Origin of the sequence: Vibrio sp. VB16 (assembly GCF_015594925.2) — a bacterium.
In the GTDB taxonomy this organism is placed as follows: Bacteria; Pseudomonadota; Gammaproteobacteria; order Enterobacterales; family Vibrionaceae; genus Vibrio.
Genome location: NZ_CP087590.1, coordinates 370,426 through 395,439, shown reverse-complemented (window position 1 = coordinate 395,439; position 25,014 = coordinate 370,426). Strand labels below are relative to the sequence as shown.

Below are 25,014 nucleotides of genomic sequence, written 5' to 3'. Positions count from 1 at the left end.
CATGGGAGATTCAATCTAAAGGATAGAGCAAAACGTTCTCTCTATTAAACCTAATTCAGATCACTGATGTTCTTTCTGTCATAGGATTAGTATATAGCAGAAACAGAAAAGGCCAAACACTGTAGCCTTTTCTGCATATTACCATCAAAACTGGCGTATAAGCCTTTGCAGGCCATCAAGGTCATCAACTAATTGGCTTGTTCTCAATACAGAAGAGCTCGAAACCCGTAGTGTCTCATCTGCTAGATTTTTGATATTTGCAACATTGCGATTAACTTCATTCGTTACACTAGCCTGTTGGTCAACGGATACAGCGATTTGATGGCTATTATCTGTAACCTGATTCAACATGCTACTTATGTTATTAAGTACATCACCAGTTTGATTGGCTCTATCAGTACATTCGGATGATAATTCACCGCCACGCGTCATGATATCGACGGCATTCGTTGCGGTTGCTTGTAATTGGGCGATCATTTCTTGAATTTCATTAGTAGACGATCTTGTTTTCGTCGCAAGTGAACGTACCTCATCGGCAACAACGGCAAAACCTCGACCATGCTCCCCTGCCCTTGCCGCTTCTATCGCGGCATTTAACGCTAATAAATTAGTTTGTTCAGAAATATTTCCAATAACGTCAAGGATACCTTCAATTTTCTGACTGTTTTGCGCAAGACTATCAATAACAGACCTAGAGCTTTCTAACTCTGCTGCAAGTTTATCAATGACTTCTATCGTTATTGCTATGCTTTCTAAACCTTTTTGAGACTCTTGATTTGCTTCTTCTGTTACCTTGGAGGCACGAGAAGCACTGCTCGCTACCTCATGTATTGACTGACTGAGCTCCTCCGCCGCCGCCGCGACTTGTTCCGTTTCGCTAAATTGTTGACCTAAACTCTGTTCAATTGATTTTATCGTCCTGAATTCCTCCTCTGCAGAGTTTAAAATTTTTCCTGTCACTTCTGTCGTTCTACCCGAGACAGCACGCAGTTCTGCCCTTCTCATCATTAACGCTAATTCAACCCTAGAGCAATCATCAAAATAACCTGTATAAGGTTTCTCCATTAATGGATTGTCATAGGAATCTTTAGCCAACTCTGCGATTTTATTAAACCTGGATTTCTGATAGAGAGAGGAAGCGAGTAGAACACAGCCGAGGCTTATACCAAAAAAGCCGATGTAAACAGTGTTTACTCCAAGGAACAATAGAATGGCTTGCAACATAACAAGCGCAGAAAGCAAAACGTTGATAGAAAGAGATGAAAAACGTTGGCGAGATACGTTATCTCCATTATTCATCTTTTTATAGAGATTAGCCGCCCTATCAACCTGCTCTGGTTCTGGTTTTGAGCGTACAGATTGGTATTCAATTATTTCGCCTTTCTCATTCATTATCGGAGTTACAAAAGCAGAGACCCAATAATGACCACCACCTTTACATTGGTTTTTGACCAATCCCATCCAACTTTTACCCGATTTTATATACTGCCAAAGCTGACCAAATGCGGCTTTAGGCATATCTTTATGCCTAACCATATTATGAGGGTTGCCAATCAGTTCCTGTTCTTGATATTCAGCGACATCACAGAAAGTACTATTCGCGTAAGTAACAATACTGGAAGTATCCGTAGTAGAAATAAGGTTTACATCCTTTGAATACATTTTATTCAATGGATCACTTGAACTGTTGGTCGTCATCGTTTTCTCAAATAGCTCTAGAAGGAAGAGCATTACTTTTACACAAATTTTTGCCCTTGCTCATTGATAATAATCAATAAGCTAGGTGAATGAATTATTAGATGCTTCATTTATACATGAATTCATTACTATGACGATCAGTAAATATTAGTTACCTACTCCCTATGCGACCCAAACTACCCTTAATGCCAATGCAATAAGAACAATACCTGAGAGCCGATCAATGAGGATTGCTTTGCTTTTCAATTTATCAAGTAATGCTGGTGAAGAGAGCATAAAAGCAAGAAAGGTATACCATAAACCGTCAACAAAATAAGGTGTCGCGACCACAATCACCCGACTGGATAACTCTGACCCCACACCGACAAATTGTGAGAAGAGGGCGGTAAAAAAAATCATTATTTTAGGGCTGGTTACTGATATCAAAAAACCTTCTTTTGCCGACTGCAACACACTGACTCTCTCTCCCGACTCAAGCTTGGCAGCCACGCCTCCTTTAGACCTTAAGGCCAAAAAACCCAAATAGGCCAAATAAACAGCACCTAGATAGCTAATCATGGTAAATAAAGTGGGGTATTGATGCAGCAAAGTCGCTAGCCCAACGAGAGTAACAAACGCATACATCGCTATGCCAGTTGCATGTGCCCATGCTGTTGCAACACCATTGATTCTACCCCCAGCTAAACTGTGTTTTACTACTATGGCTAAACTGGGTCCAGGTGACATAGCACCCAATAAGCAGATGGTGAAAAGAGATAACCAAACTGAGAATGTCACATTGTGTTCCTTCAACGTTTTTGACAAAAATATCCGAACTATCGTCAAGCTAACAATAAATCGTCATTAAATGAAATCAACAATACTCATCATCGCCATCAGTTAGAATCATATCCTACTGAGTAAATCGAATGTCGAAGAATCTCATAAGATAATTCTCTTACCCATTGATGGGAAGGTTCGTTATCATATTTTGGGTGCCATATAAGCCAATACCTTTGCACTGGCAAGTCAATCGGAAGACGGTAATAAGAAATAGGCAAATGCGCGCACATATTTCTCGCAATATGTTGAGGAATAACAAGCAAGTAATCGGTGTTCATCAATGAACTCAATGCCGCAGAGTAAAAGGGAACCTTTAAACCAATATCCCGGCTTCTTTTAAGTGCAGATAAACGAGCATCAAATTCACTGTTCTTATCACCACCACCGGTGATCATGACATGTTGGAAGCTAAGAACATCATCAAGAAAAAGTTCGTGTTTACTAGACAAAGGGTGTGTATTCCTCATAACACAAACCAAATTATCCTCACCAATTAATTTTCCAGATAAACCTCTGGGTTTATTCGCTAAAAGGGTAGAAGCCAACTTTATCGGACTGTTTGCAAAATTATCGATTAAATGAGGCTGCCAAAGATGATAGTTAAATTTGGCTGTTTGGGTATAACCACTTACTTTTTTAACAATTTCTGGAAAAATATATTGGGCGACATAGTCACTACAAGAGAAACTCACTTCCCCTGCCCACTTCTCAGGTTCAAAAGATTGCTCTTCAATAAGGTCTTTAAATTCACCAAACAACTGCTCTAGTTTAACTTTAAGTTCAACTGCTTTAGGTGTTTTGTGTAATTCATTACCGTCTCGGATGAGCAAGGGGTCATTAAATAGGTTTCGTAGTTGAGCTAATTGCCGACTCACGGCAGATTGAGTAATGTTAAGTCGTTCAGCCGATCGAGTAACATGGCATTCTTCTAATAAGATAAGAAGGGAGCGCAGTAGATTCAAATTAACATTATCTAACATATTAAGATTCTTACTCTGATAAGTATTTTACTCATAATGACACAGCCCTTTCGGGGGCCACAATAAACTTAGACATCAGATACAAAAAAGCCTCGAATGTATCGAGGCTTAAGCTTATCGCTAAAAGATCACGCTTCTTCTTCGCTCCAATTTCGAGCCATGTATTCATTTGATTCACAACACGGACAATAAGGTAGTATTTCTCTGTCGTCACCTAATACAACAGCGATCTTACATTTTGCGCATACATATGAACCTTCACCAGGTTTATCCCCTGTCGAAAACATTCACCACCTCCCCTTGTTGAATACTAACTAAGTAAAAACTTAGCCCTTAATGTTTGCCCCTGCTGCGTAACAAATCACAAATCCTGTTTTTAGGTCTAACATTCCGTCTATTGCGATGATCCATATCAATAAATAACAGAGATTAAGCCAACAAATTAAAGCTTCAACTAATTATTACTCAATAAGAATGGGTAATGATTAATTTACTTGATTTCAATATATTACATATGATTTCATCGATATTGAACGCATCAATCCAAGCGCAACAGACAAAGAAAAAGGCCAGAGCCAACTCGTGCTCTAACCTTTCCCATATTTACCAAAATTGACTAATATTGAATAAAATCACACGCCACTATTCTGTGATCTCAAACTCATCAATAATGACTTCTACGCGACGATTTTCCATACGGCCTTCTTCAGTATCATTTGAAGCCTTCGGTTTGCTTTCACCTTCACCACGGACAGTAATTCTTGATTCTTCGATTCCTTGAGTATACAAATAATCGGCTACTGATTGTGCACGTTGTTGTGACAATGATTGATTATATTTTTCCGAACCTCGTGAATCAGTATGTCCAATGATCTCAGCCTCAGCTTGAGGGTATTTATTCAATACACCAACCAACCAATCGAAATACCGTTCGCTATTTGGTGCAAGTTCAAAACTGTCATTATCAAACAGCTCTACACCGTACTCTTGGAACAATCTTGTTTCAGGTACTGGTATCGCCTCTGCGACCACTTCTTCTTGAATCGGTTCTGGTGTTAATTCTTCAGCGACAGCAACAGCGGCCGGCGCACTAGAGCCAAATTTATAGGTGAGTCCGAAGAAAAAAGAGTTTACATCTAAATTATCAACGACCCCTTTAGTAATATTATTGACGCGTTGGTATTCTACTCGTCCAAAAATATTATCTGAAAAACCATATTCAGCGCCAATTGCGGCTAATAGTACCGTATCGTTAATATCTGCATAATCAACCCATGCAGCACCAAGTTTACCGTATAAGTCAATATCATTAACTGGGACCGTCAGTTTTGGCGCTAGAGTGAATGCCTTCATTGAATCATCAAAAGGTGCCGCTTTAAAATCACCCAAATAATCATAACCAGCTTCTAAACCGAACATATCTGTAAAGTTATAACCACCATAAATACCACCAGCTCCACCGTCATCGCTGCACGAGCTATCCGTTGGACACGACCCATCTAACCAAGAATAACCCAACTTGCCACCGACATAAGCTTCAGCTTGAACCAACTGGGGAGACAGCACTAACAATGTGGACGCGAGCATTACTAACTTCTTCATAAGAATTCCTTTTTCTCTCAATTTATTATACGTGCATTATATTACGCACTGATGAGCAAGGCTACCCACATTGAAGGGAACTATCTATAGTGTTTTCTTTATTTATTAATATATTATCCACATTTCTGAACTTTGACTCAAAAATGAGATGGTTACTTTTTTACTTACATAAAACTCAATTAGACTTAGTTAGCGGGAACCGTTTAGATTGCATTCAAAATTAATGTTAACATTTCAGACTGCTGATCCTTCATTGATATCATGCGTGTTAAACATTTTTAATTAGCTAACCAATAAAAAGTGTCAATAACGGCTATAAATGAGAACATGATTAAAAACCAACTTGGAATAGACATGGCAAAGTTAAGCTTGCAAGACCAGTTACTAAAGGCTGGCTTAGTAAACGAAAAGAAATTAAAGAAGGCCACAAAAGGCTCCAAAAAATCAAGAGTTCAGGCTCGTGAAGCCAAAGCGGCAGTAGAACAAAACAAAGAATCGCAAAGGCTACGAGATATCGAACTCAATAAGCAGAGAGATGAGCAGCAACTAGGCAGAGAACTTAAGGCTCAAGTAAAACAGCTCATTGAAATGAATAAAATCGATCAGAAGCATGGTGATATAAAATATAACTTTACCGACGGGACTCTAGTTAAATCTCTGTACGTAGATAACGAAACAAGAGGACAACTGATTAAAGGGATTCTTTCTGTCGCTAGATATGAAGACAATTATGCTGTTATCCCTTCATCTGTTGCTTATAAAATCGCAGAAAGGGATGCGGAAGCTGTCATTGAAAACAAATCTTCTTCAGAAAAAGAGCTCGCCGAAGACGACCCCTATGCAGAATTTGTTGTACCAGATGATCTCATGTGGTGATGAGTCGAATTTACAATGCAACGAAGGCAGCCCATGGGTTGCCTTTTACAATAATGCCTCTAACTAATATTGTTAGTCGGAATAAACCTTGTTAATCGTTGTTTATCTCCTTGTGCGCGTGGTAGGCGAAAAGTATAATTATTTTCAGTCAGTTATTTTATTTGCTTGTTTAAGCTTATCTCGGGTGGAAAATGTCAAAACGTATGCTCAAAGATGAGAGAAGAGAACAGTTATTATCTGTCGCTGTATCGATTATCAAAAATCGTGGCTCAGAAGCATTAACATTATCAACTGTCGCAGAAGAGGCCGGAGTAACTAAACCCATAGCCTATAACCATTTTGAAAACAAAGAAAATTTGTTAAAGCAAATATATCAAGACATCGATAATCGTCTGATAGAATCGATTCAAACAGCCAAAGAATCGAGTAATCAATCCATCACCGATCTTATTTCTATTCTTTGTGAATCTTATATTAATTGTATGCAAACAAATGGCGAGATTTATGACTTAACCGTTGCGGCTCTTAAATCTTACCCAAAAAACATAGATCTTTCTAAAAACATTCAAGATTTTTTTATAGAATCTTATGCAGATATTTTTCAAATATCCGTTACAAATGAATATCATCATAATAGGTTAAAGATAATCGCTATTAATAGTATTATTGAATCTATCGGAGAATCTATCATTTCAGAGCAGATACCAAGAGAGATTGCCTTGGATTATCTAAAATCAGAGATACATAGAATACTTACTCAATAATATTAAAACCTACCAGTTTTCCACATACTATGTTCACGTTATAACAATCTGTTCAGTAGCGTTACTACTGACAATTAGATAATGACGAATAAAAACATGTAACCAATATCACCTCCTAACTACCCTTTTCTTAGAAAAATAGGTTTAAAAAATCAATACAAACAATTAGTTACACTCCATTCAAATGATGTATAAAATCATCCCCATTGATTTTAATGATTTAAATCAAAAAATTATTAATTATCTAGATAACTAGGCGTTTTCAGAAAAATACTATTATAAAAACATGGTAAAAATCACAATTACTTTAACTTACCAATGGTAACATCAAAAAAACATACAAGTTACTAATAGTAATTTTTATTATTTGCACATATTACCAGTAGTAACATGCTGCCTAAATATTTTAACAACTTAGATACATCGTAGATTTATAATATTAACGACATCCAACATGGGTACCGTTAATATTAATTAATGAGTGTTTATCTAATTGGTTAAACCATAATTTAATATTAATAATGCAGGATTATTATGGAACAATCTTCTATATGGCTCGATCTTCTGTCGAGTCAAACAGCTTTGTCATGGTTGTTAGTCGCGAGCGTTTTTGGTGTCGCGCTGCTCATGAGCTTATTTGTCTTGATAAATGGAACATCCAAGATAGACGGAGGCTTTAGCGGCAAGATGATGCAACGCTGGTCGATTCCTAGCGTAATTGTACATTGGTTAGGAGCAATTCCTTGCCTTATTCTGATTCTTACTGGCATCGTTATTGGTGCGGCAAAAGTTCTATTCGAACCTGGTAGCACGAGTTGGGCAAACGCGGTTCAATTTTCCTCCAGTTTGCATGAAATAGCCGTATTTCCGTTCATTTTTGGTGCTTCTATCATGGTGACAATATGGTGGAAGAAACAGCTATTTAAAAAATATGATATTGACTGGTTTAAAAAAGCAGGTGGATACATAAACTTCGGCGACAAACAACATCCAGAAGCAGGGTTTGCGAATGGTGGCGAGAAGCTTTGGTTTTGGGTATTCGCAATCAACTTCTTAATTCTATCTATTACAGGCCTTATGTTATTTTTTCCTGAAATAGCGCCTACCTATAATACCGCGCCTGTTGTTATTTCTCTTCATATCATTTCTGCGATGATTATCGGTGCATTCGCCGTGGTACATATCTTTATGGCTACCGTAATATCCGAAGGTGGCTTAAGCAATATGATCAATGGTAAGTGCGATGAGAACTGGGCTAAACAGCACCATAATCGCTGGTATAACACTCTAAATAAAAAAGAAAAATAAGGCTAAAATCATAATGGATAGACGTAAAGCGATTAAGCTACTCGCCGGCGGAACTACCGTATCACTGGTGTCAGCCTCTCCTGTTATTGCATCAGTGATGGCTGGCGATTCAAAAACAAAAATCAAACGCTTAGCAATGGCAATTGATCTTCGCCGTTGCAATGGTTGTAAAGCCTGTGTTACCGCTTGCAATCAAGAAAATGGTAACGAAGCTCACGAACATCGTACCCAAGTTTTGCAAAGCAGCACTCAAATCAATGGCAAAGATTACGTAGTTAACCTTCCTCTCCTGTGTAATCAGTGTGAAAACCCAGTATGTACCAAGGTCTGCCCTACTGGCGCAACCTTCAAACGAAATGAAGACGGTATTGTTGTTGTTGACTCAACCGGTTGCATCAACTGTAATTTCTGTGTCTACACCTGCCCTTATGACGGTGTACGTTTTACCAACAGTAAAACTGGAACAGTAGACAAGTGCAATTTCTGTATTCAGAGAACATCTCAAGGCTTTTTACCCGCTTGTGTCGAAACCTGTACTGGTGGTGCTCGTGTCTTTGGCGATCTTAATGATCCAGACAGCGAAATAGCGACCTTACTCAACTCACAAGAAGCGTTAGTGCTGCAATCAGATAAAAATACTCAACCTAACGTTTACTACATTGGCTTAACGGATGCAGAAAATGAGCAACCGCATAGCTTGAACTCCGAACCGACATGGCAGCGCTAATTATGGATCGTAGACAATTTTTAAAAACTGGAGCCGCGGTAACCATCACAGGCGGAATGACAAGCATCACAAAAGCCAGAGCATCTGAAACAAGTGCTGACATAAGCCGCTATGCACCATTAAGCCCTGAGCCTGAGTTCATTTTTGGTCCAGACAATAAACTCGTCAATAACCCGAAGCAACGCTTTGCATTTACCAAGTGCTTTGGCTGTTATAACGTGTGTGGAGCTCGTATACGGATTGACAATGAAACTGACCAAATACTGCGTGTATGTGGCAACCCATATGCGCTCTCTACCAATTCCGGAGGACCGATAGCAATGGATGTTTCTCCACAAGAGGCCATGTTGCAACTTTCTGGAGAACAAGGAAATCAAAATCGAGCCACACTATGTGGACGAGGCAATGCAGTACCGAATGCGATAACGGATTCTCGTCGCGTGACAACGTGTTTAAAGCGAGCAGGGAAACGCGGCGAAAATCAATGGAAGACTATCTCGTATGAACAATTGCTCAAAGAAGTTGTTGAAGGTGGCGATCTATTCGGTGAAGGTGCAGTCGAAGGATTAACGGATATCTATGACGAGAAAACCGTTGCTAATCCAAGATATCCTGATTTTGGTCCAAAGAAAAATCAATTATTAGTGACCGGTTGTTCTGAAGATCCTGCTCGATGGGGATTCTATAAACGTTTTTCTGAAGCGAGCTGGGGAACCCCTAATATCGGCAACAAAGATTCATATTGCGGGCACCAACAGGTTGCTGGTTGTGCATTAGGAGTCGAAGACGGAGCCAATAGTGGTGCGCTGCCGACCACAGATTTTGAGCATTGTGAATTTGCTATTTTTATCGGTACCAACCCAGGTTTAAGCGGCATCAGTTTAAACTCTGCGTCTAAGCGTCTCGCTGATGCCCGTACACAAAATCCTAAATTCAAATATGTTGTTATCGATCCTATCTTGCGCTCACTAACCTCATCATCTACATCTGATAAATGTGAATGGGTACCTATACGTTCAGGCGGTGATACCGCATTAATGCATGCCATGATGCAGTACATCATCAATAACAAACGATACAATAAATCCTATCTAGCGGCGTGCAGCCAAGAAGGCGCAAGCAAAATTGGTGAGATCAATTACACCAACGCCCCGTTCTTAGTTGTTATTGATGAAAAACATCCTTTGTATCGTCGATTCCTCACCGCAGAGGCATGCGGTAAGGGAGACGCGGATACCAAGATGGTTATCGATGCTAAGAGCCAGCAATTAACAACCGCAGACAGCTCCGCACCTTGTAATGTTACCTTTGTCGGAGAGATAGCGGACAACGATGGTCAAGCCATACAGGTAGCCACTGCATTCTCTTTATTGGCAGATCGAGTTAATAAATATTCGATGTCTGACTACTCTAACGAGTGTCAAATACCAGAAGAGAAGATCATAGAACTCGCTAAGGAGTTCACTTCTCACGGGCGTCGTGTCTCGATCGAAACAAATACTGGATGTAATGCCAGTGATGGTGGACAGTTTGGGTTCGCAATGATAATGCTTGCCACATTAGTGGGTGCACATAACGCCAAAGGTGGCATGTTGCATACCGGTAGTATGGGCTTTGAGAATACCTCACCTCTATACGATATGATGGCGTTTGAACATGCCCACGTGAGTGGCTTTAATGCTGAACGTTCTGGTGACTATCGTCAAAGTAACGAATATAAAGAAAAAGTCGCAAATAATATCAACCCATTCCCATCGGACTCTCCGTGGAATGAAACCTTTGTCCAAGACAATGCAGGTGAACTACTTGTTGCTCATGCCAACGGCAACCCGTTCAAGTTTAAGGCTTGGATAGCATGGGCCAATAACCCTCTTTATGCGTGTTCAGGTTTGAAAGATCAGGTCGAAGATTCCATCAAAGATCCAAAGCAATTAGGCCTAATTATCGCGTCAGACCCGTATTTTAATGAAACCAATATTTACGCAGATTATTTCGTGCCAGATTTGGCACAATATGAACAGTGGGGCGCTTCTCGTCAATGGGGTAGTGAGTTAATGGGCGATGTCGTTTCATTCCCAATTATTTCACCTAGAACACCAATAAATGCCGATGGCAATCGGGTGTGTATGGAACAGTTCCTTATCGATGTTTCAAAGCAACTAAACCTTGCCGGTTTTGGTGACAACGCCTTTAAAGACACAGCAGGCAATACAAAAGCTATCCACACACCGGAAGATTACTATATTCCCGTATTGGCGAATCTAGCTCATAGCGATGAAGTACTCCCTAATCCAACAGAAGAAGACGTTAAGTTTACCAGTGTAGATCGAATATATCCGCAACTGAAAGCTCGACTAAAAGCAGAAGAAATAGGACCCACCATGTTCCTATTCACCCGAGGCGGACGCTACTATCCAGTGGACAGCCGTTACGAAGGTGAATTCTTCAATGAAATGATGAGATGGGATGCTGAGTTTCAAGTCTATAATGAAGGTCTAGCACATATCACTAACTTCCATTCTGGAGAGTACCTCGATGGCCAACCGGTCTATGACAAGCAAAGGTTTTGGGATGGTACTGCCATCCGTGAACTATGGAGTGAAAGTGAGTACCCGCTATCATTTTCAACTTTTAAACATCATCTACGTAGTCCTTATTCGGTAACGTTAAAAAATATTACTGCTCTAGGTGCATCAAACTTTATTCAGATGAACGAGATTGATGCCAATAAATATGGGCTCAAAAGTGGAGACACAGCCCGGGTAACATCACCAAAAGGTACCTTTATTGAAGGTGTTGTCCAAGCGGACTCTACCGTCGCAAAAGGGTGTATAGCGATACCCCTTGGTTTTGGACACACTGCATTTGGTGCCAGTGACATTACCATCGATGGTCAAACACTTGCTGGGATTAAGGAAAGGAGAGGCGGAATGAGTGTCAACGCCTTTAATGCTGTCGATCCAACAAGAAAAGGGGCGAGCTTATATCGAGATGCCACCTTTGGCTCCACTGCCCGACACGGAATACCAGTTAAAATAGAAAAAGCCTAATCGACTCTAACCAAGAAAAACAAGGACGCCATTCGGTGTCCTTGTTTTTACTTGTCGTTATGTCGATGACGCCACTTATCTAACAAAAGCGATTTAACCATATGATAAAAATAAGAAAGGTTCCGGTTACTCTATATCTCATCTTAGATTCATCAACATATTTTTAATCTTAGGTGGCGGCTTTGCTGTATCAATAAATACTAGGATTTTGTAGGTATAATTATCGATGATCATTCATTCAATTTTTTTTGGTAAAACACCTTATCTGTGCCATTTTTTGGATAATTAACAAACCGACCAACTTCTAGAAAACCCATTTTTTCATAAAATTTGGGTGCTTGGAATGAATAAGTATCCAAATTAATATAACAGACACCCATCTTTTTGGCTTCATCTTCAGCCAGCTTAATAAGCTTTTGACCAACACCTGATAACCTATTTGATTCTTCTACCCAAAAGTAATCAATTAACATATTAGAATAAATAATCTTTCCCGCTAAACCACCAATAATTTTCTCTTCATCATTTTTTAGAAAACACCCAAATGTATTCTCTTCAAAATTGGGAAAAAAAATCTCATTGAAATCCACTAAACCATTATAAAGACAGTTAATATCGTCTTTTTTAGGATTGTGCATAAAAGTTATATTCATTATATCGACCATTAATCACTTAATTAATCAATAATAAGATAAAGTAAATTCTGGTTCAAGATTATGGGCAAAGCCTTCAAAGAACATGCGGCTTATTGCTACGGGCTTTTCTACACACGAAGTCTAGGCAATAGACAGAAACAAAGACCGCAGCAATGATATTACATCTAAAAACTGACGGTTTTATCGGCCATAATTACCCACTGAGCTAAGTCATCCATCGTGGCAAATTCACAGCCTTCAATAACATCAAGTCCAGATAACCCACGAGCCTGAACGCAAGAGCCACAAAACTTTACTTGGCTATTTTGCGCAATCACTATCTCCAGCATTTGTTGAATGTTATAGCCTTCATTCGGAGATTGCTTAGGTAAAACAGCCGTCACGGCATCAGACAACAAAAATAAGCCCACCCTAACGAGTTTCCCCTCTTGCTCATTAAGTTGTATAGCAAGACGCAAAGCATTAAAAAGCTTTTCAGAACCATAGGGAGCATCGTTAACAATAATTAGAACATGTTGCATGGCGTAGAACCTTCTACCAAAAAACGGAAAGGAAAAGAGTAACATTGTAATAAAAATGAAAGGGTTAAAAGGATCACGTTATAAATGCTAAGTTTTTGAATCGATAGTTAGCAGAAATATCTCATAAAATAAAAGAGCTAACATAAAGATAGCTAACAACTCAAAGAAATTATTTTACATCAAGGATCTACTTAGATTCCCTTGAGCACCGAATTAACACGCGAAGATCAGGCGATGGGCAGGCGCAAGGTTTTTAAGGTCGATAAAGGAAGCTTATTTGACTGAAAAATGAAGTAATAAATCGAAAGAAAAAACGAGGTGATATTTTGATTAATCTAGATATAACAAAGCCCCGACATGAGTCGAGGCTTTGTTGTTTAAATAATGGTACCGGTGGGCGGACTTGAACCGCCACGCCTTTCGGCAACGGATTTTGAATCCGTCGTGTATACCAATTTCACCACACCGGCATCGTAAGGCTATTGCCCTTTGATGCTTGGCATTATACGGATGAAACTAAGGGGTGCAAGAGGAAATTCCTTAGTTGTGAGTCAGTTGTTGAATAATTAGCCATGTAGCCATCGGTTCTCATTCTACATACCCAGAATCTTCAGAAAATAACGTTTGCCCATTTGATTCAAATATCAGAAACACAACTGGGCGTGAGCTTAATGATCAATTCTCGTAACCATTTGTGACTGGGATCATTTTCAAAATGTCGGTGCCATAATAAAAAATATCCTCCCGAGTCCAACTTTACAGGAATAGGCTTAACAATAAGATTAGCATCCATGTTAAGTACTTTTACCGAAGACTCTGGATAACACATCAACAGATCACTCTGTCCGCACAATTTAACGGCACTTGGCACATCTGACATGTTAACAGCATTGTCTAGCTGCCGATTTTCAGATAGCAGTATTTCCTTTAACAACCACCCACTAATACCACCAATAGTCACCTGCAGATGACGGTACTTCAGAAAGGTGTCAATGTTCCAATCTTCGTTTAAGGCTGGATGTCCTTTTCTCATGAGGCAAACGGAATGATCTCGTACTAGTTCAATATAATTCAGCTCTTCAGGGATAGCATTAACATGGGATTTAGCCCGTTCATCCCACTCAAAAATTGCGATTCCAAAGTCTATTTCACGCCTCAGTAAACACACGAGGCTGTCTTCATTCCAAGTTCGGCTAGTAATACTAATACTCGGAGCCTGTTTGAGTAAACTAGGCATAAAATACGGATAGGCAACCGTATAGGCCGTTTCTACCAAATCAATATTGAACCTACGCCTGCTTTTATTTGGTTCAAACGTTGAAGGAATGGTGAGTTGATCAATTTGCTTAAGTACCTCATGGATGTTTGGCGCAAGAGATAATGCTTTGGGCGTTGGTGTCATCTCCCTAGACGTACGCTCAAACAACGGGTCATCAAATGCTTCACGTAATTTTGCCAGTTGCTTACTCACCGCTGATTGACTTAGGCATAGACGATCAGCCGCTGCTGTAACATTACGCTCTTCGAGCAAGACAGCCATTACTCGCAACAAATTCACATCAAAATCTTTCACATATGCTCCACTAACGACTGAGTTGATCCAACTTATTTTATAAGGATATTCACTGTTTTCAATCAAATTGAGCCATCGGCTTCATTTATGTTCGTTTAATTGGCCTATATCGGAATTGAAAATGAACATTCTGCCGATAAGCTCTCTTTTCAAATACTCGACAAATCTATATGCTGTTTCAAAAATCAAATCAGAATAACTAAAATGACAACAAATCAATCCTTACCCCCAGCAGGCGTCATTCGACGTTTAGCCGCTCTTTTGTATGATGGTATTATCGTTCTTGCTATTGAAATGTTTGCTGCAGGATTGATTATTGCCATTTTGGAAGCCTGTGTGGCATTAGGCGTGATGACTTACGGCTCATACCAAGACCCGGGTGAATTATTAAGTTCACACCCTATCTGGAGCCATGTCTTCACCCTTTATTTAGGTGTTATTTGGATTGGTTTCTTTGTCTATTTTTGGACAAAAGCAGGACAGACCGTTGGAATGCGAACGTGGAAATTGCGAGTTCAGAATCCTGATGGGAGCCTAATATCCCGTACTCAAGCGCTTATTCGAATTGGTACTTCTGGTTTTGGTCTAGCGAATCTTTTGGTCCCTTTTGATATTAAAAAACGGGGTTTTCATGATATTTGGGCAAAAACCGAAGTCGTCGTTTTACCACAGGTATTCTAATAAGCGTTATAGAATAAAAAACGATCATTTCATCAAAGGGGGAAATGATCGCTCCAAGGGTGATTTTATAAGACTAGGCCACCATCAATCTTTAGTACCTGCCCGGTGATAAATTGACTCTTACTTGATGCTAGAAATGCAACGCCATCGGCAATATCTTGCGCGGTTCCCATTCTGCCTAAAGGCGTCTTATTCTGCATAAACTCAATGACCTTTTCTGGTAATTCATTGGTCATCTCGGTGGAGATAAAACCAGGCGCAACACAGTTAACTCTAATTTGAGCGCCTTTTCTTGCTAGCTCTTTCGCCCAGCCTTTACTCATACTTATTACGCCACCTTTTGAAGCCGCATAATTGCTTTGACCTATGTTTCCGTCGGTTCCAACGATTGAAGAGATATTAATAATGCTCCCGGAGCCTTGCTCTAACATTATTTTTGATACCTGTTGAGTAAGGATAAAAACGGCCTTTAGATTAACATCGAGTACTTTATCCCAATCGCTAGACAACATATCGCCAAGCATTGCATCTCTGGTGATGCCGGCATTATTGACAAGTACGTCGACGCCATGGAATCTCTCTTTTATATCTTTTATTGAATTGGCGACTACAATCTGGTCACAAAGATCGATTTGATAGCAATAAAACGCTTCATTTTTTTGCCAATCTATCACCGCCATATCAATTGCAATCACAAAGAAGCCATCTTTTATCAACTGTTGGCTAATCGTTTTTCCAATCCCTCGGGCTGCCCCCGTTACAATCGCGACTTTTTTATCCACTGTCATTATTCATCCTTAAATCAAAGTGAGTTTGGAAAATAGTTTTATCCATTTCGGTTAGGTTAGAGGCGATTTTGGGTTTGAATTCCATCTTCGATAGAACATCTTTTTCTAGGTCTATACCCGGCGCAATTTCTATCAGCTCCATTCCTGTTGCCTCTAATTTAAACACCGCCCGTTCTGTAATATACAATACCGTTTTGTTACTTAATTGGGCTTGCTTCGCGCAAAAAGTAATCTGTTCGACCTGAGACAAAAACTTGGTATTTTCACCTTCAGAAAGAATGTTCAGTTGCCCATCTTTACACTCGATTTCCAACCCTTTTGTTGTAAACGTTCCGCAAAAATAGACCTGTTTAGCATTCTGGGTAATGTTAATAAAACCACCGCAGCCGGCTATTTTGTCACCAAATCGAGAGACATTAATATCTCCTTTTTTATCGCACTGAGCTAAACCAAGAAACGCCTGATCTATCCCACCACCATCATAAAAATCAAACATTTGATCTTGGCTGATAATTGCCTGAGGATACGACGAAGCCCCAAAATCTAACCCTCCAGCAGGATTCCCACCAACTGCACCAGGTTCAACGGTCAATACAAACTGATCGAGTACGCCAGACTCACTGGCTACCGCTGCAATATATTCAGGCACACCAATACCTAAATTAAGGATAGACCCTCGTTTCAGTTCCATTGCTGCTCGACGAGCAATAACTGTTTTTGCATCCAATTTTATAGGTGATGCTTTGATTGTCTGCTTAGGCTCAGAATATTCTCCGACAAATGCAGGATTCATCTGAGTTGCAAAGGTTTGCATGTGTTCTGTTAAATCGTGACATTGAACGATTGCATCAACAAATATACCGGGGATTTTTACAGCATGAGGGGATAACTCTCCCGCTTTAACGACGTGCTTAACCTGCACAATAACCTTGCCACCACTATTTCTCGCCGCCTGTGCTGCTGCGAGACTTTCTACAATTAGACACTCATCTTCCATAGTGATGTTGCCATTTTCGTCTGCTGTTGTTCCGCGTAATATGGCAATGTCTATTGGTAACTTATGATAAAAAAGGTGCTCTTCACCTTGTAGCTCAATAAGCTCTACCCAGTCATCCTTGGTGACTTTATTGATCTTTCCACCTTCAACTCTAGGATCCACAAATGTACCGAGCCCAACTTTACTAATCGTGCCTAACTTGCCAGCAGCGGTGTCCCTAAGAAGGTGTGAAATAATCCCTTGAGGTAGGTTGTAACCTTGAATTCGCTCAGATACGGCAAGTTCTTGCAATTTGGGAACCAAACCCCAATGACCACCAATCACTGTCGATACCATCCCCGCTTTCGCCAAATGATTCACAGCCCGTCCTTTTCCATCTCCTTGTCCAGCGGCGAATATTAAGGTTAGATTTTTCGGTGTGTTAAAAGAGTCAAACCTTTCTCCAATCGCCCTTTCTATAGCCTCAGGAACAACACTACCGATAAAACCGCCTAGCATTATTGCTTGACCATCTTCTATCCATTCCGCGGCTTGCTTTGCTGTTAGTTGAATTACCACAATTCACCATCCTTGTTTAACCTATAGGATAGTGATTGTTAAAGATAAGTTAAATTGCAAATATAGAGAGAAACAATTTCAAAAATGAAATAATTGAATCGTTATTTATAAAACGAGAAAACAGAAGGTTTTGTGCGCCTAAAATACCTCTTTTCGTGCCGTTCGATTCGGTTAAAATGAATAAAACTCGTCATTCTCACGAGTATGTGGATCGAATACCACCTAAATTCCCATTTTAACAGGAATTTAGGGATACTTTTCTTAACAGATCCACTTACAATTTCACGAGGATAGTGACACTAGATTTCTTTGTGTTTATGAATAAAGCCCCAGTCAGCCAATATGGAGTAAGCTGCAGGAATCATAAACAATACCAACAATGTAGAGGCAAAAATACCGAATACGATTGAGATAACAAGCGGTTGTATAACTTGGGCTTGCAAACTTGTCTCGGTAAGCAGTGGTAACAAGCCCGCGGCGGTGGTCATAGAGGTTAAAAATACGGCTCGAAACCTTTCTCTGCTCGCCTTCACTACCGAATCATGCACGCTGTCTCCATCATCGACATGATGTCGTATATATTGAACCAGTAATATAGAGTCATTGACCACGATACCCGCTAATGAAACAAAACCCATCATACTCGGCATACTAAGAGCGTGCCCTAAAAGGAAGTGCCCCCAGACAACGCCAATAAAGGCAAGAGGTATCGCAAGCATCACCACGAAGGGTTCTAGGTAGCTACGAAATTGATAACTAAGGATGACAAAGACACCAAAGAGACCAAGCAAGAAACCTTTACCCATCGATGAGGCGGTTTTAGCCGAATCTTTAGATTGACCTTCAAAATCAAATCGCAAACCGGGATATTTTATCTTCAGTTTTGGAGCTTGTTCCGTTTGGAATTGAGAAATTATCGATGCCGAACTGACTTTCGAGTTATCAACATCGCCATAAACACTTATGGTTCTAAGCCCATCGATTCGCTGGATGCGCACATAGTTTCTCTGAAAGTCTAACGTTGCCACTGTACCAAGGGGCAGTTGGCTACCATCGGCCATTATGATGGGGAAATTAGCTAGTTGTTGTAAGTCACCGGCTTGAGCTTTATCTAAACGCACCTCAATTGAGATATTTTCAACGCCAATTTGAATCTCATCTGCTGTCTGACCGAAAAACGCGGATCTGAGTTGACTAGCAATAATCTGTCCGTTTACGCCATAGGTTTCTGCGCCTGGACGAAGCTTGATCAATACCTCTTCCTTCCCCATGCGCATATCGTCTAGAACACCATAAACTCCGTAAAACTCATTCAGGTATTCTTGTATATCAATAGAGGCCGCTTTCAACTCATCAAGGTTGTCGTGTTTAACGCGGATCTCTATATCTCGACCACCCGGACCCATTGTTGGTTGCTTAAAGACCAACGAAATAGGCTCCGCTAGTTCACCGATATCTTCGCGCCATGCATCGACAAAATCATCAATCACAGTATTTCGAATCTCTGCCCCCAAAAGGTCTAGGCGTACCGTCGCTATATGAGGCCCAGATTCATCGGCATCCTGATTGGCATTGAATTGGCTGGTAATGTGTTGCACAAGTGGTACACCATCTTCCATTTCCTCTGTCCACTTGGTATTCAGTCGTTTTGCAGACTCAATCAGTTTATCTACAACAATTTCCGTTTGGCTAAGTGATGATCCTGGAGGTAAAATAATTCTCGCTTCAGCAATATCACCATCTAAATCAGGAAACGGGACAAACTTAACCGCGCCTCCAACAATAAGTGCAATGGAGGCAAGCAACATAGTGAACACACCGCCAATAAAGGCATAGCGGTACTTTACAACCTTATCAACGGCACGAATAAGTGTGGTATTGCGGAAAAGTTCAAATCGTTCCAACAGTACTCGTTTAAATTTGACGGGTTGGCGTTCTTTTTTCGCCTTATGCAAAGAGTGAGAAAGATGATTAGGCAGGATTAAAAACGCTTCAACTAGACTTAATGACAGCACAAGAATAAGAACCTGTGGTACCGCTTTTAGCACCGCCCCCATTTCACCATCAAGAAACAGTAAACTTCCAAAGATACAAACCGTTGTTAAGAATGAAGAAATAACACCGGGCAATACTTTTTTAACGCCATTCACAACGGCATCATCTATTTTTTGCCCTCGATCTAGATGCGAAGCGATGGATTCTGCTATGACAATGGCATCATCCATCATGATACCGATTGCCATTAAAAGCCCAACCAAAGACATTATATTGATGGACAAGCCCAATTGAGCCATTAAGAATAGGCCACCCAAAAAAGCGACCGGTAAACCAGCGGCGACCCAAAAAGAGTATCGAAAGCTAAAGAATAGCCACATGGTTGCAAACACCAAGGCTATCCCCTGCCAACCATTACGTAGCATCATGGTGAGACGATCCCATAACACTGACGACAGATCATTTGTCAGCTCTAGAGTGACGCCATCTGGTGCAACTAAGCGCATATCATCAACGAAACGGACGACGTTATCTTTGATTCTTAAGGCATCATCTTCTTTGTTTTTGCTTATTTTTAGCACCGCCGATGGATGACCATCAAACAGCACTTTCTGTTCGTCTAATTCAAACCGGTCCGTGATAGTCGCTATATCCCTCAAACGAACAATCGAACCATTAGGACCAGAGCCAACAACAATCGTCTTTAACTCTTCCGGTGTCACCCGTCTTTCATCAAATCGAATCAAAAAATTCTTGTCTGGGGTTTCTATATTACCACTTGGCAGTTTAATATTTTGTTTGCCTATCTGCGTTGCAATATCCCCAACGCTAAGCCCAAGTTGACGAATGGCTTGAGTATTTAGTTCAACTCTATATTGATGATCTGAGAAGCCACTTACATCAACCAAAGAGACATCATAATCAAGCTTCATAATGCGCTTTAATTCTTCCGCATAAGCCTTAAGCTCAGGCCACGAAGTATCCGCGGTAATAGCGACATCAACAACGGGCTCATTCCAATCGAGTTCTTGAACAACTGGGGACTCAATTTCTGACGGAAAGTCATTTATTGAGTCGATTTGAGTCTGCACATCCACCAGCATTCTACTGATATCTGCCTTTTCATTTAGCTTTATAATCAGTCTTGCAGAGCCTTCGACCGCTTCACAGCGGGTCTCTTCGATATTCGCGAGACCATCAACGGCGTCTTCCATACGAATACAGATGCTCTCTTCAACTTCTTGCGGGGACGCACCCGGATACACAACGCCAGCCATAATATAGGGGGGACTAAATTCGGGGAAGGTTTCCCGTTTTATGGTTGAAAGTGATGTTATACCCAATATAAGCAGGGACAACATCAATAGGTTCGATGCGGTTGGATGCTTAGTAAAGAAACGGATCATGCCGCATCCTCCTCAGCTGGTACTGACTGTGCACCTTCGATTTTGAGCAGCATACCTTGTAGAGCAGGTAACACATCGTTTAACACCAATCTCTCCCCGTGCTCTAATTCGCCATCAATCACCACCTGATTATCTCTACGATACAAAACAGAGACCGGCCTAATATCTAACTTGTTGTCCACGTCCATGATATACACACTGTCACCATGAAGCGCGCGCTCTGGTATTACCCAACTCGGGTTTTCTTGACCAACCAGTTCTGCACTAACGAACATACCATTCACTAGTGGGGGGATATTGCTCGCGTTTAAGGTTGAATAATCTTGCTCAATTTCTAAAATAACCCCAGCAGTCGCCTGAGTAGCGTCCACCGTTTCACTGATACGAGCGACTTTTGCTGGCCAACGAGCGGTCAAGCTACCACTCGATAACTCAATCCAAGAGGCAATACCACTCATATCTGGTTGTGAAATACCTGAATCATTGTTTATGAAATGCGCCAAACTGGAGGCAATCAATTGCAAATCATGAATAGACAATTGTGCTTCCACCTCCATCGTGTTGGTACCATGTGCCGTCACCATCGTCTGTTGAAGGTTCACAACTTGATTGTCTTCAATATCGACCTCTGCAATACGAAGATCTTGCGGTAATACAATCGAGGTTTTCTCTAGTGAGCGTTTTGCCTCAGTTACCTTAGATTCATTTACTTTTACTTGAGCTTGAGACACTTTTCTTTCATCGGGATAGAGAGACAACTGATTTTGCATATCCTGCACCAGTTTTTGTTGGGACAGATAGGTTTGGTTTTGCTGATCGACATCAGATTGAGAAGTAAGCCCTCTCTTTTTTAGATTAAGCTTTCTATCCAGTTCATTTTGACTGATTGAAAGTCGGTTTTTCTCTATCTTCACTGTTCCTTTTAGATTTTTTTCTTCTTGATTAAGCTTGGCTAATTGCGTTTTGCTGGAACTTAAATCCGCTTCTGCTTGGGCAAGTTTCAATTCATAATCTAGTGGGTCGATTCTCAATACCTCTGTCCCCGCTTGAAGAATACGCCCTTTTTCTAACTCAGGATTTCTGTAAACAACCTTACCTGTGACCTCAGCAATCGCTTTCCACTCAAACTTAGGCGCAACCTTTCCAAAACCGATTGCAATTGGCGCCATCGCCTTTAGCTCTAAAGGCATCACTTTAACTAATCGCGCTCTATCTCCCGCGGGTTTGACCGAGAGATCCGGCTTCATTTTGATCGCAGTAAACAGAATAACAATACCAATAGCCAAAACTGGAAAGAAAAGAAGTTTGCGATTAATGTTCATTATTTCCCCCAAGAGAAATTTGATGTTCTGGTGACAAAAAACCATGTGTTAAGGTTTTTATATTGTGTTCTAAAAGTTGTTCAAGAAACGACGAGTTTAGCTCTACCCCATGGAACTCCAACATGGCGCGAGGGGCGATAAAAGGAAAAACCATCATACTAAAAAAAGTAACACGACACAGTTTTGGGTCGACACCTTCTCTGAGAACTCCCTCTTCCAAAAGACGATTAAACATCGTTTCTTGTGCCGGTTTTGTCACCTCTTTGAATATTCTTTCAAGTAGTCTGCGCTGCATATCCGATTCAGACATATTCATTATCTGGGCTATCAAGCGAGGAAATTCAGGTGTATTCATCATAGTTTGATAATAAGCCCGCATTAAACCGATTAAACTTTCCTGACTAGAAGGCTTAACCATCGCCTTCATTTGTTGATTAATCGGCTCCATGGTGTCTCGGATTACCGTTTCGAATAAACCTTGCTTGTTACCAAAGTAATAGCGAATCATGGCAATATTTACGCCGGCACTGTCTGCCACCAATCGAGTAGATACCTTCTCATACGGCATCACCATATAGAGCTCTCGAGCATGACTAATCAATTTCTCTCGCGCCTGAGTGCTCTCGCTAGGTCTGCCCGCTTTTCGTGACATAATTACGCTCCAATTAATCAACTGATTAATTATAGTTGCCTTTGACCTTAAGATGGTACTCGTTTAATTCATCAATATTTGTTTATTCGATTAATTAATAACGCATTTCCTCTTAAAATGATGGCGTCGGTATGTAGCACTTTAAAAACGAGAATGATTTTTGGCCTTTTCACTCACGTATAATTTTGAATAAAAACCCAACATATGACTTGACGCAAGTCATCTAGTGCGGTACTAATTGAAACATAAATTTGTGGATATCATTTACTTTTGGAAAAAAACATAAAATGACATTTAATTTTTCGACACTCCTCAACCTCCTCCTTATCGTGAAACAATCGCGCGGGTAGGCAGTGGACGAAAAACACCACATAGATTTCTAAAAGCCCGCTAACAAGCGGGCTTTTTTATAACTAAATAAAACTCAACAGACAGTTAACAGAGATAAATGGTTAACATAGACACGAAAAGGAAGCAGGTATGAACGATCAAGTCATTATATTCGACACCACATTACGTGATGGCGAACAAGCACTTTCAGCAAGCTTAACGGTAAAAGAGAAGTTGCAGATCGCCTATGCCCTCGAACGTCTCGGTGTCGATGTAATAGAAGCAGGGTTTCCTGTTTCCTCACCCGGTGATTTTAAATCTGTACAAACCATTGCTAAAAACATCAAAGGCAGCCGTATCTGTGCACTATCAAGGGCCGTAGCCAAAGATATTGATGTTGCGGCTGAATCATTAAAAGTAGCAGAAGCATTTCGAATCCACACGTTTATTTCTACGTCCACGATTCATGTAAAAGACAAATTGCGCCGTGATTATGATGATGTCGTAGAGATGGGGGTTCAAGCAGTAAAACGCGCTCGAAACTATACCGATGATGTGGAGTTTTCTTGCGAAGATGCTGGACGTACGCCTATCGATAATCTATGTCGTATGGTCGAGGCTGCAATCAATGCTGGTGCAACAACCGTCAATATCCCGGATACTGTCGGATACACAGTACCGAGTGAGTTTGGTAGCATTATCAAACAACTTTTCAACCGTGTGCCTAATATCGATAAGGCGGTTATCTCTGTTCACTGCCACGACGACCTGGGCATGTCGGTCGCAAACTCCATCACTGCCGTTCAGGCTGGCGCTCGTCAGATTGAAGGGACAATTAATGGTATTGGTGAACGTGCAGGTAATTGCTCGCTAGAAGAAATAGCGATGATAATTAAAACCCGTTCAGAATTGATGGGGGTTCACACGGGTCTACAACACGATGAAATACACCGTACGAGCCGCCTTGTTAGTCAGCTATGTAATATGCCAATTCAAGACAACAAAGCGATTGTCGGTGCTAACGCATTTAGTCATTCCTCCGGTATCCATCAAGATGGCGTATTGAAAAACAAAAATACCTACGAGATTATGACGCCTGAGTCTATTGGACTTAAAAACAAAGCGTTGAACTTGACCAGTCGTAGTGGCAGAGCAGCAGTTAAAAGTCATATGGATGATATGGGCTACAAGGAAGAGTCATACAATCTGGATGCACTTTATGATGACTTTTTAAAACTAGCGGATCGTAAAGGCCAGATCTTCGATTATGACCTAGAAGCGTTAATGCATTTTGCTAATCTTCGTGATGAGGACGACTTCTACAAATTGAACTATTTGAGCGTACAATCGGGTAGCGTAATGGCAACCACCTCAATCAAATTGCAGTGTGGTGATAAAGAGCAGTGTGAGGCTGCGGTAGGTAACGGCCCTGTTGATGCTCTTTATCAATGTATTTATCGCTTAACTGGATACGAAATAGTGTTGGATAAATTCGATCTCACTGCAAAAGGTGAAGGCGAAGATGGCCTTGGTCAAGCTGACATTATTGCTAATTATAAAGGCTGTAAATACCACGGAACCGGTCTAGCCACCGATATCGTAGAGGCTTCAGGTCAGGCACTATTGCATGTAATAAACAGTATTCATCGTGCGGATCAAGTTGCCGAAATTAAGCAGTCGAAAAAAAATACACAAACCGTTTAAAAAT

The 25,014-nt window shown here is 40.6% G+C and carries 20 protein-coding genes and 1 tRNA gene; 7 read left to right on the top strand and 14 right to left on the bottom strand.

Annotation, left to right across the window (positions count from 1 at the left end):
* Positions 1 to 144 precede the first annotated feature (144 nt).
* The 5 genes from IUZ65_RS01915 to IUZ65_RS01895 form a co-directional block, all read right to left on the bottom strand.
* Entirely contained in the window at positions 145 to 1,698 is a 1,554-nt protein-coding gene (locus IUZ65_RS01915) for a methyl-accepting chemotaxis protein (RefSeq protein WP_195706605.1), read from the bottom strand.
* Between the two features lie 162 nt (positions 1,699 to 1,860).
* The gene (locus tag IUZ65_RS01910) at positions 1,861 to 2,475 is read right to left on the bottom strand and encodes a LysE family translocator (RefSeq protein ID WP_195706604.1); all 615 of its coding nucleotides are present in this window, start codon (positions 2,473 to 2,475) and stop codon (positions 1,861 to 1,863) included.
* A gap of 98 nt (positions 2,476 to 2,573) precedes the next feature.
* On the bottom strand, positions 2,574 to 3,500 hold the full coding sequence (locus IUZ65_RS01905; RefSeq protein ID WP_195706603.1) for a LysR family transcriptional regulator: 927 nt from the start codon (positions 3,498 to 3,500) through the stop codon (positions 2,574 to 2,576).
* Between the two features lie 128 nt (positions 3,501 to 3,628).
* On the bottom strand, positions 3,629 to 3,787 hold the full coding sequence (locus IUZ65_RS01900; RefSeq protein WP_195706602.1) for a hypothetical protein: 159 nt from the start codon (positions 3,785 to 3,787) through the stop codon (positions 3,629 to 3,631).
* 355 nt (positions 3,788 to 4,142) lie between these two features.
* Positions 4,143 to 5,102, bottom strand: a complete 960-nt coding sequence (locus IUZ65_RS01895; RefSeq protein ID WP_195706601.1) for an OmpA family protein — start codon at positions 5,100 to 5,102, stop codon at positions 4,143 to 4,145.
* Between the two features lie 354 nt (positions 5,103 to 5,456).
* Between IUZ65_RS01895 and IUZ65_RS01890 the strand changes: the two genes are divergently transcribed.
* The 5 genes from IUZ65_RS01890 (at position 5,457) to IUZ65_RS01870 (ending at position 11,827) form a co-directional block, all read left to right on the top strand.
* Positions 5,457 to 5,978: a DUF2058 domain-containing protein gene (locus tag IUZ65_RS01890; RefSeq protein ID WP_195706600.1), complete on the top strand. Its 522-nt coding sequence runs from the start codon at positions 5,457 to 5,459 to the stop codon at positions 5,976 to 5,978.
* A gap of 191 nt (positions 5,979 to 6,169) precedes the next feature.
* Positions 6,170 to 6,742: a TetR/AcrR family transcriptional regulator gene (locus tag IUZ65_RS01885; protein ID WP_195706599.1), complete on the top strand. Its 573-nt coding sequence runs from the start codon at positions 6,170 to 6,172 to the stop codon at positions 6,740 to 6,742.
* A 534-nt stretch (positions 6,743 to 7,276) separates the two neighbouring features.
* Positions 7,277 to 8,050: a formate dehydrogenase subunit gamma gene (locus IUZ65_RS01880; RefSeq protein ID WP_195706598.1), complete on the top strand. Its 774-nt coding sequence runs from the start codon at positions 7,277 to 7,279 to the stop codon at positions 8,048 to 8,050.
* Positions 8,051 to 8,063: 13 nt separating this feature from the next.
* Complete coding sequence (locus IUZ65_RS01875; protein ID WP_195706597.1) at positions 8,064 to 8,777, top strand: 4Fe-4S dicluster domain-containing protein; 714 nt, start codon at positions 8,064 to 8,066, stop codon at positions 8,775 to 8,777.
* A 2-nt stretch (positions 8,778 to 8,779) separates the two neighbouring features.
* Positions 8,780 to 11,827, top strand: a complete 3,048-nt coding sequence (locus tag IUZ65_RS01870; RefSeq protein ID WP_229638355.1) for a tetrathionate reductase subunit A — start codon at positions 8,780 to 8,782, stop codon at positions 11,825 to 11,827.
* A 230-nt stretch (positions 11,828 to 12,057) separates the two neighbouring features.
* Here the strand turns inward: IUZ65_RS01870 and IUZ65_RS01865 are convergent, their stop codons facing one another.
* The 4 genes from IUZ65_RS01865 to IUZ65_RS01850 form a co-directional block, all read right to left on the bottom strand.
* Positions 12,058 to 12,480 carry a GNAT family N-acetyltransferase gene (locus IUZ65_RS01865; RefSeq protein ID WP_195706595.1) on the bottom strand — a complete coding sequence of 141 codons (423 nt, stop codon included), beginning with the start codon at positions 12,478 to 12,480 and terminating at the stop codon, positions 12,058 to 12,060.
* A gap of 167 nt (positions 12,481 to 12,647) precedes the next feature.
* The gene (locus tag IUZ65_RS01860; protein WP_195706594.1) at positions 12,648 to 13,004 is read right to left on the bottom strand and encodes a DsrE/DsrF/TusD sulfur relay family protein; all 357 of its coding nucleotides are present in this window, start codon (positions 13,002 to 13,004) and stop codon (positions 12,648 to 12,650) included.
* A gap of 385 nt (positions 13,005 to 13,389) precedes the next feature.
* A tRNA-Leu gene (locus IUZ65_RS01855) sits at positions 13,390 to 13,474 on the bottom strand.
* A gap of 167 nt (positions 13,475 to 13,641) precedes the next feature.
* Positions 13,642 to 14,577, bottom strand: coding sequence for a LysR family transcriptional regulator (locus IUZ65_RS01850; protein ID WP_231363599.1), 936 nt, complete (start codon positions 14,575 to 14,577; stop codon positions 13,642 to 13,644).
* Positions 14,578 to 14,781: 204 nt separating this feature from the next.
* Between IUZ65_RS01850 and IUZ65_RS01845 the strand changes: the two genes are divergently transcribed.
* Positions 14,782 to 15,258: an RDD family protein gene (locus IUZ65_RS01845; RefSeq protein WP_195706593.1), complete on the top strand. Its 477-nt coding sequence runs from the start codon at positions 14,782 to 14,784 to the stop codon at positions 15,256 to 15,258.
* 65 nt (positions 15,259 to 15,323) lie between these two features.
* Here the strand turns inward: IUZ65_RS01845 and IUZ65_RS01840 are convergent, their stop codons facing one another.
* From IUZ65_RS01840 to IUZ65_RS01820, 5 genes are all read right to left on the bottom strand, one after another.
* Positions 15,324 to 16,046, bottom strand: a complete 723-nt coding sequence (locus IUZ65_RS01840) for an SDR family oxidoreductase (protein ID WP_195706592.1) — start codon at positions 16,044 to 16,046, stop codon at positions 15,324 to 15,326.
* Positions 16,033 to 17,601 (bottom strand): acyl CoA:acetate/3-ketoacid CoA transferase, encoded by a 1,569-nt coding sequence (locus IUZ65_RS01835; protein ID WP_195706591.1) that lies wholly within the window; start codon positions 17,599 to 17,601, stop codon positions 16,033 to 16,035. Before IUZ65_RS01835 ends, IUZ65_RS01840 begins: the two co-directional genes overlap by 14 nt.
* 299 nt (positions 17,602 to 17,900) lie before the next feature.
* Positions 17,901 to 21,002, bottom strand: a complete 3,102-nt coding sequence (locus IUZ65_RS01830; RefSeq protein ID WP_195706590.1) for an efflux RND transporter permease subunit — start codon at positions 21,000 to 21,002, stop codon at positions 17,901 to 17,903.
* Positions 20,999 to 22,324, bottom strand: a complete 1,326-nt coding sequence (locus IUZ65_RS01825; protein ID WP_195706589.1) for an efflux RND transporter periplasmic adaptor subunit — start codon at positions 22,322 to 22,324, stop codon at positions 20,999 to 21,001. The genes IUZ65_RS01830 and IUZ65_RS01825 overlap by 4 nt, the downstream gene beginning before the upstream one ends.
* Positions 22,314 to 22,976 carry a TetR/AcrR family transcriptional regulator gene (locus IUZ65_RS01820; protein ID WP_195706588.1) on the bottom strand — a complete coding sequence of 221 codons (663 nt, stop codon included), beginning with the start codon at positions 22,974 to 22,976 and terminating at the stop codon, positions 22,314 to 22,316. Before IUZ65_RS01820 ends, IUZ65_RS01825 begins: the two co-directional genes overlap by 11 nt.
* A gap of 480 nt (positions 22,977 to 23,456) precedes the next feature.
* Between IUZ65_RS01820 and leuA the strand changes: the two genes are divergently transcribed.
* Complete coding sequence (gene leuA / locus IUZ65_RS01815) at positions 23,457 to 25,010, top strand: 2-isopropylmalate synthase (protein WP_195706587.1); 1,554 nt, start codon at positions 23,457 to 23,459, stop codon at positions 25,008 to 25,010.
* Positions 25,011 to 25,014 lie beyond the last annotated feature (4 nt).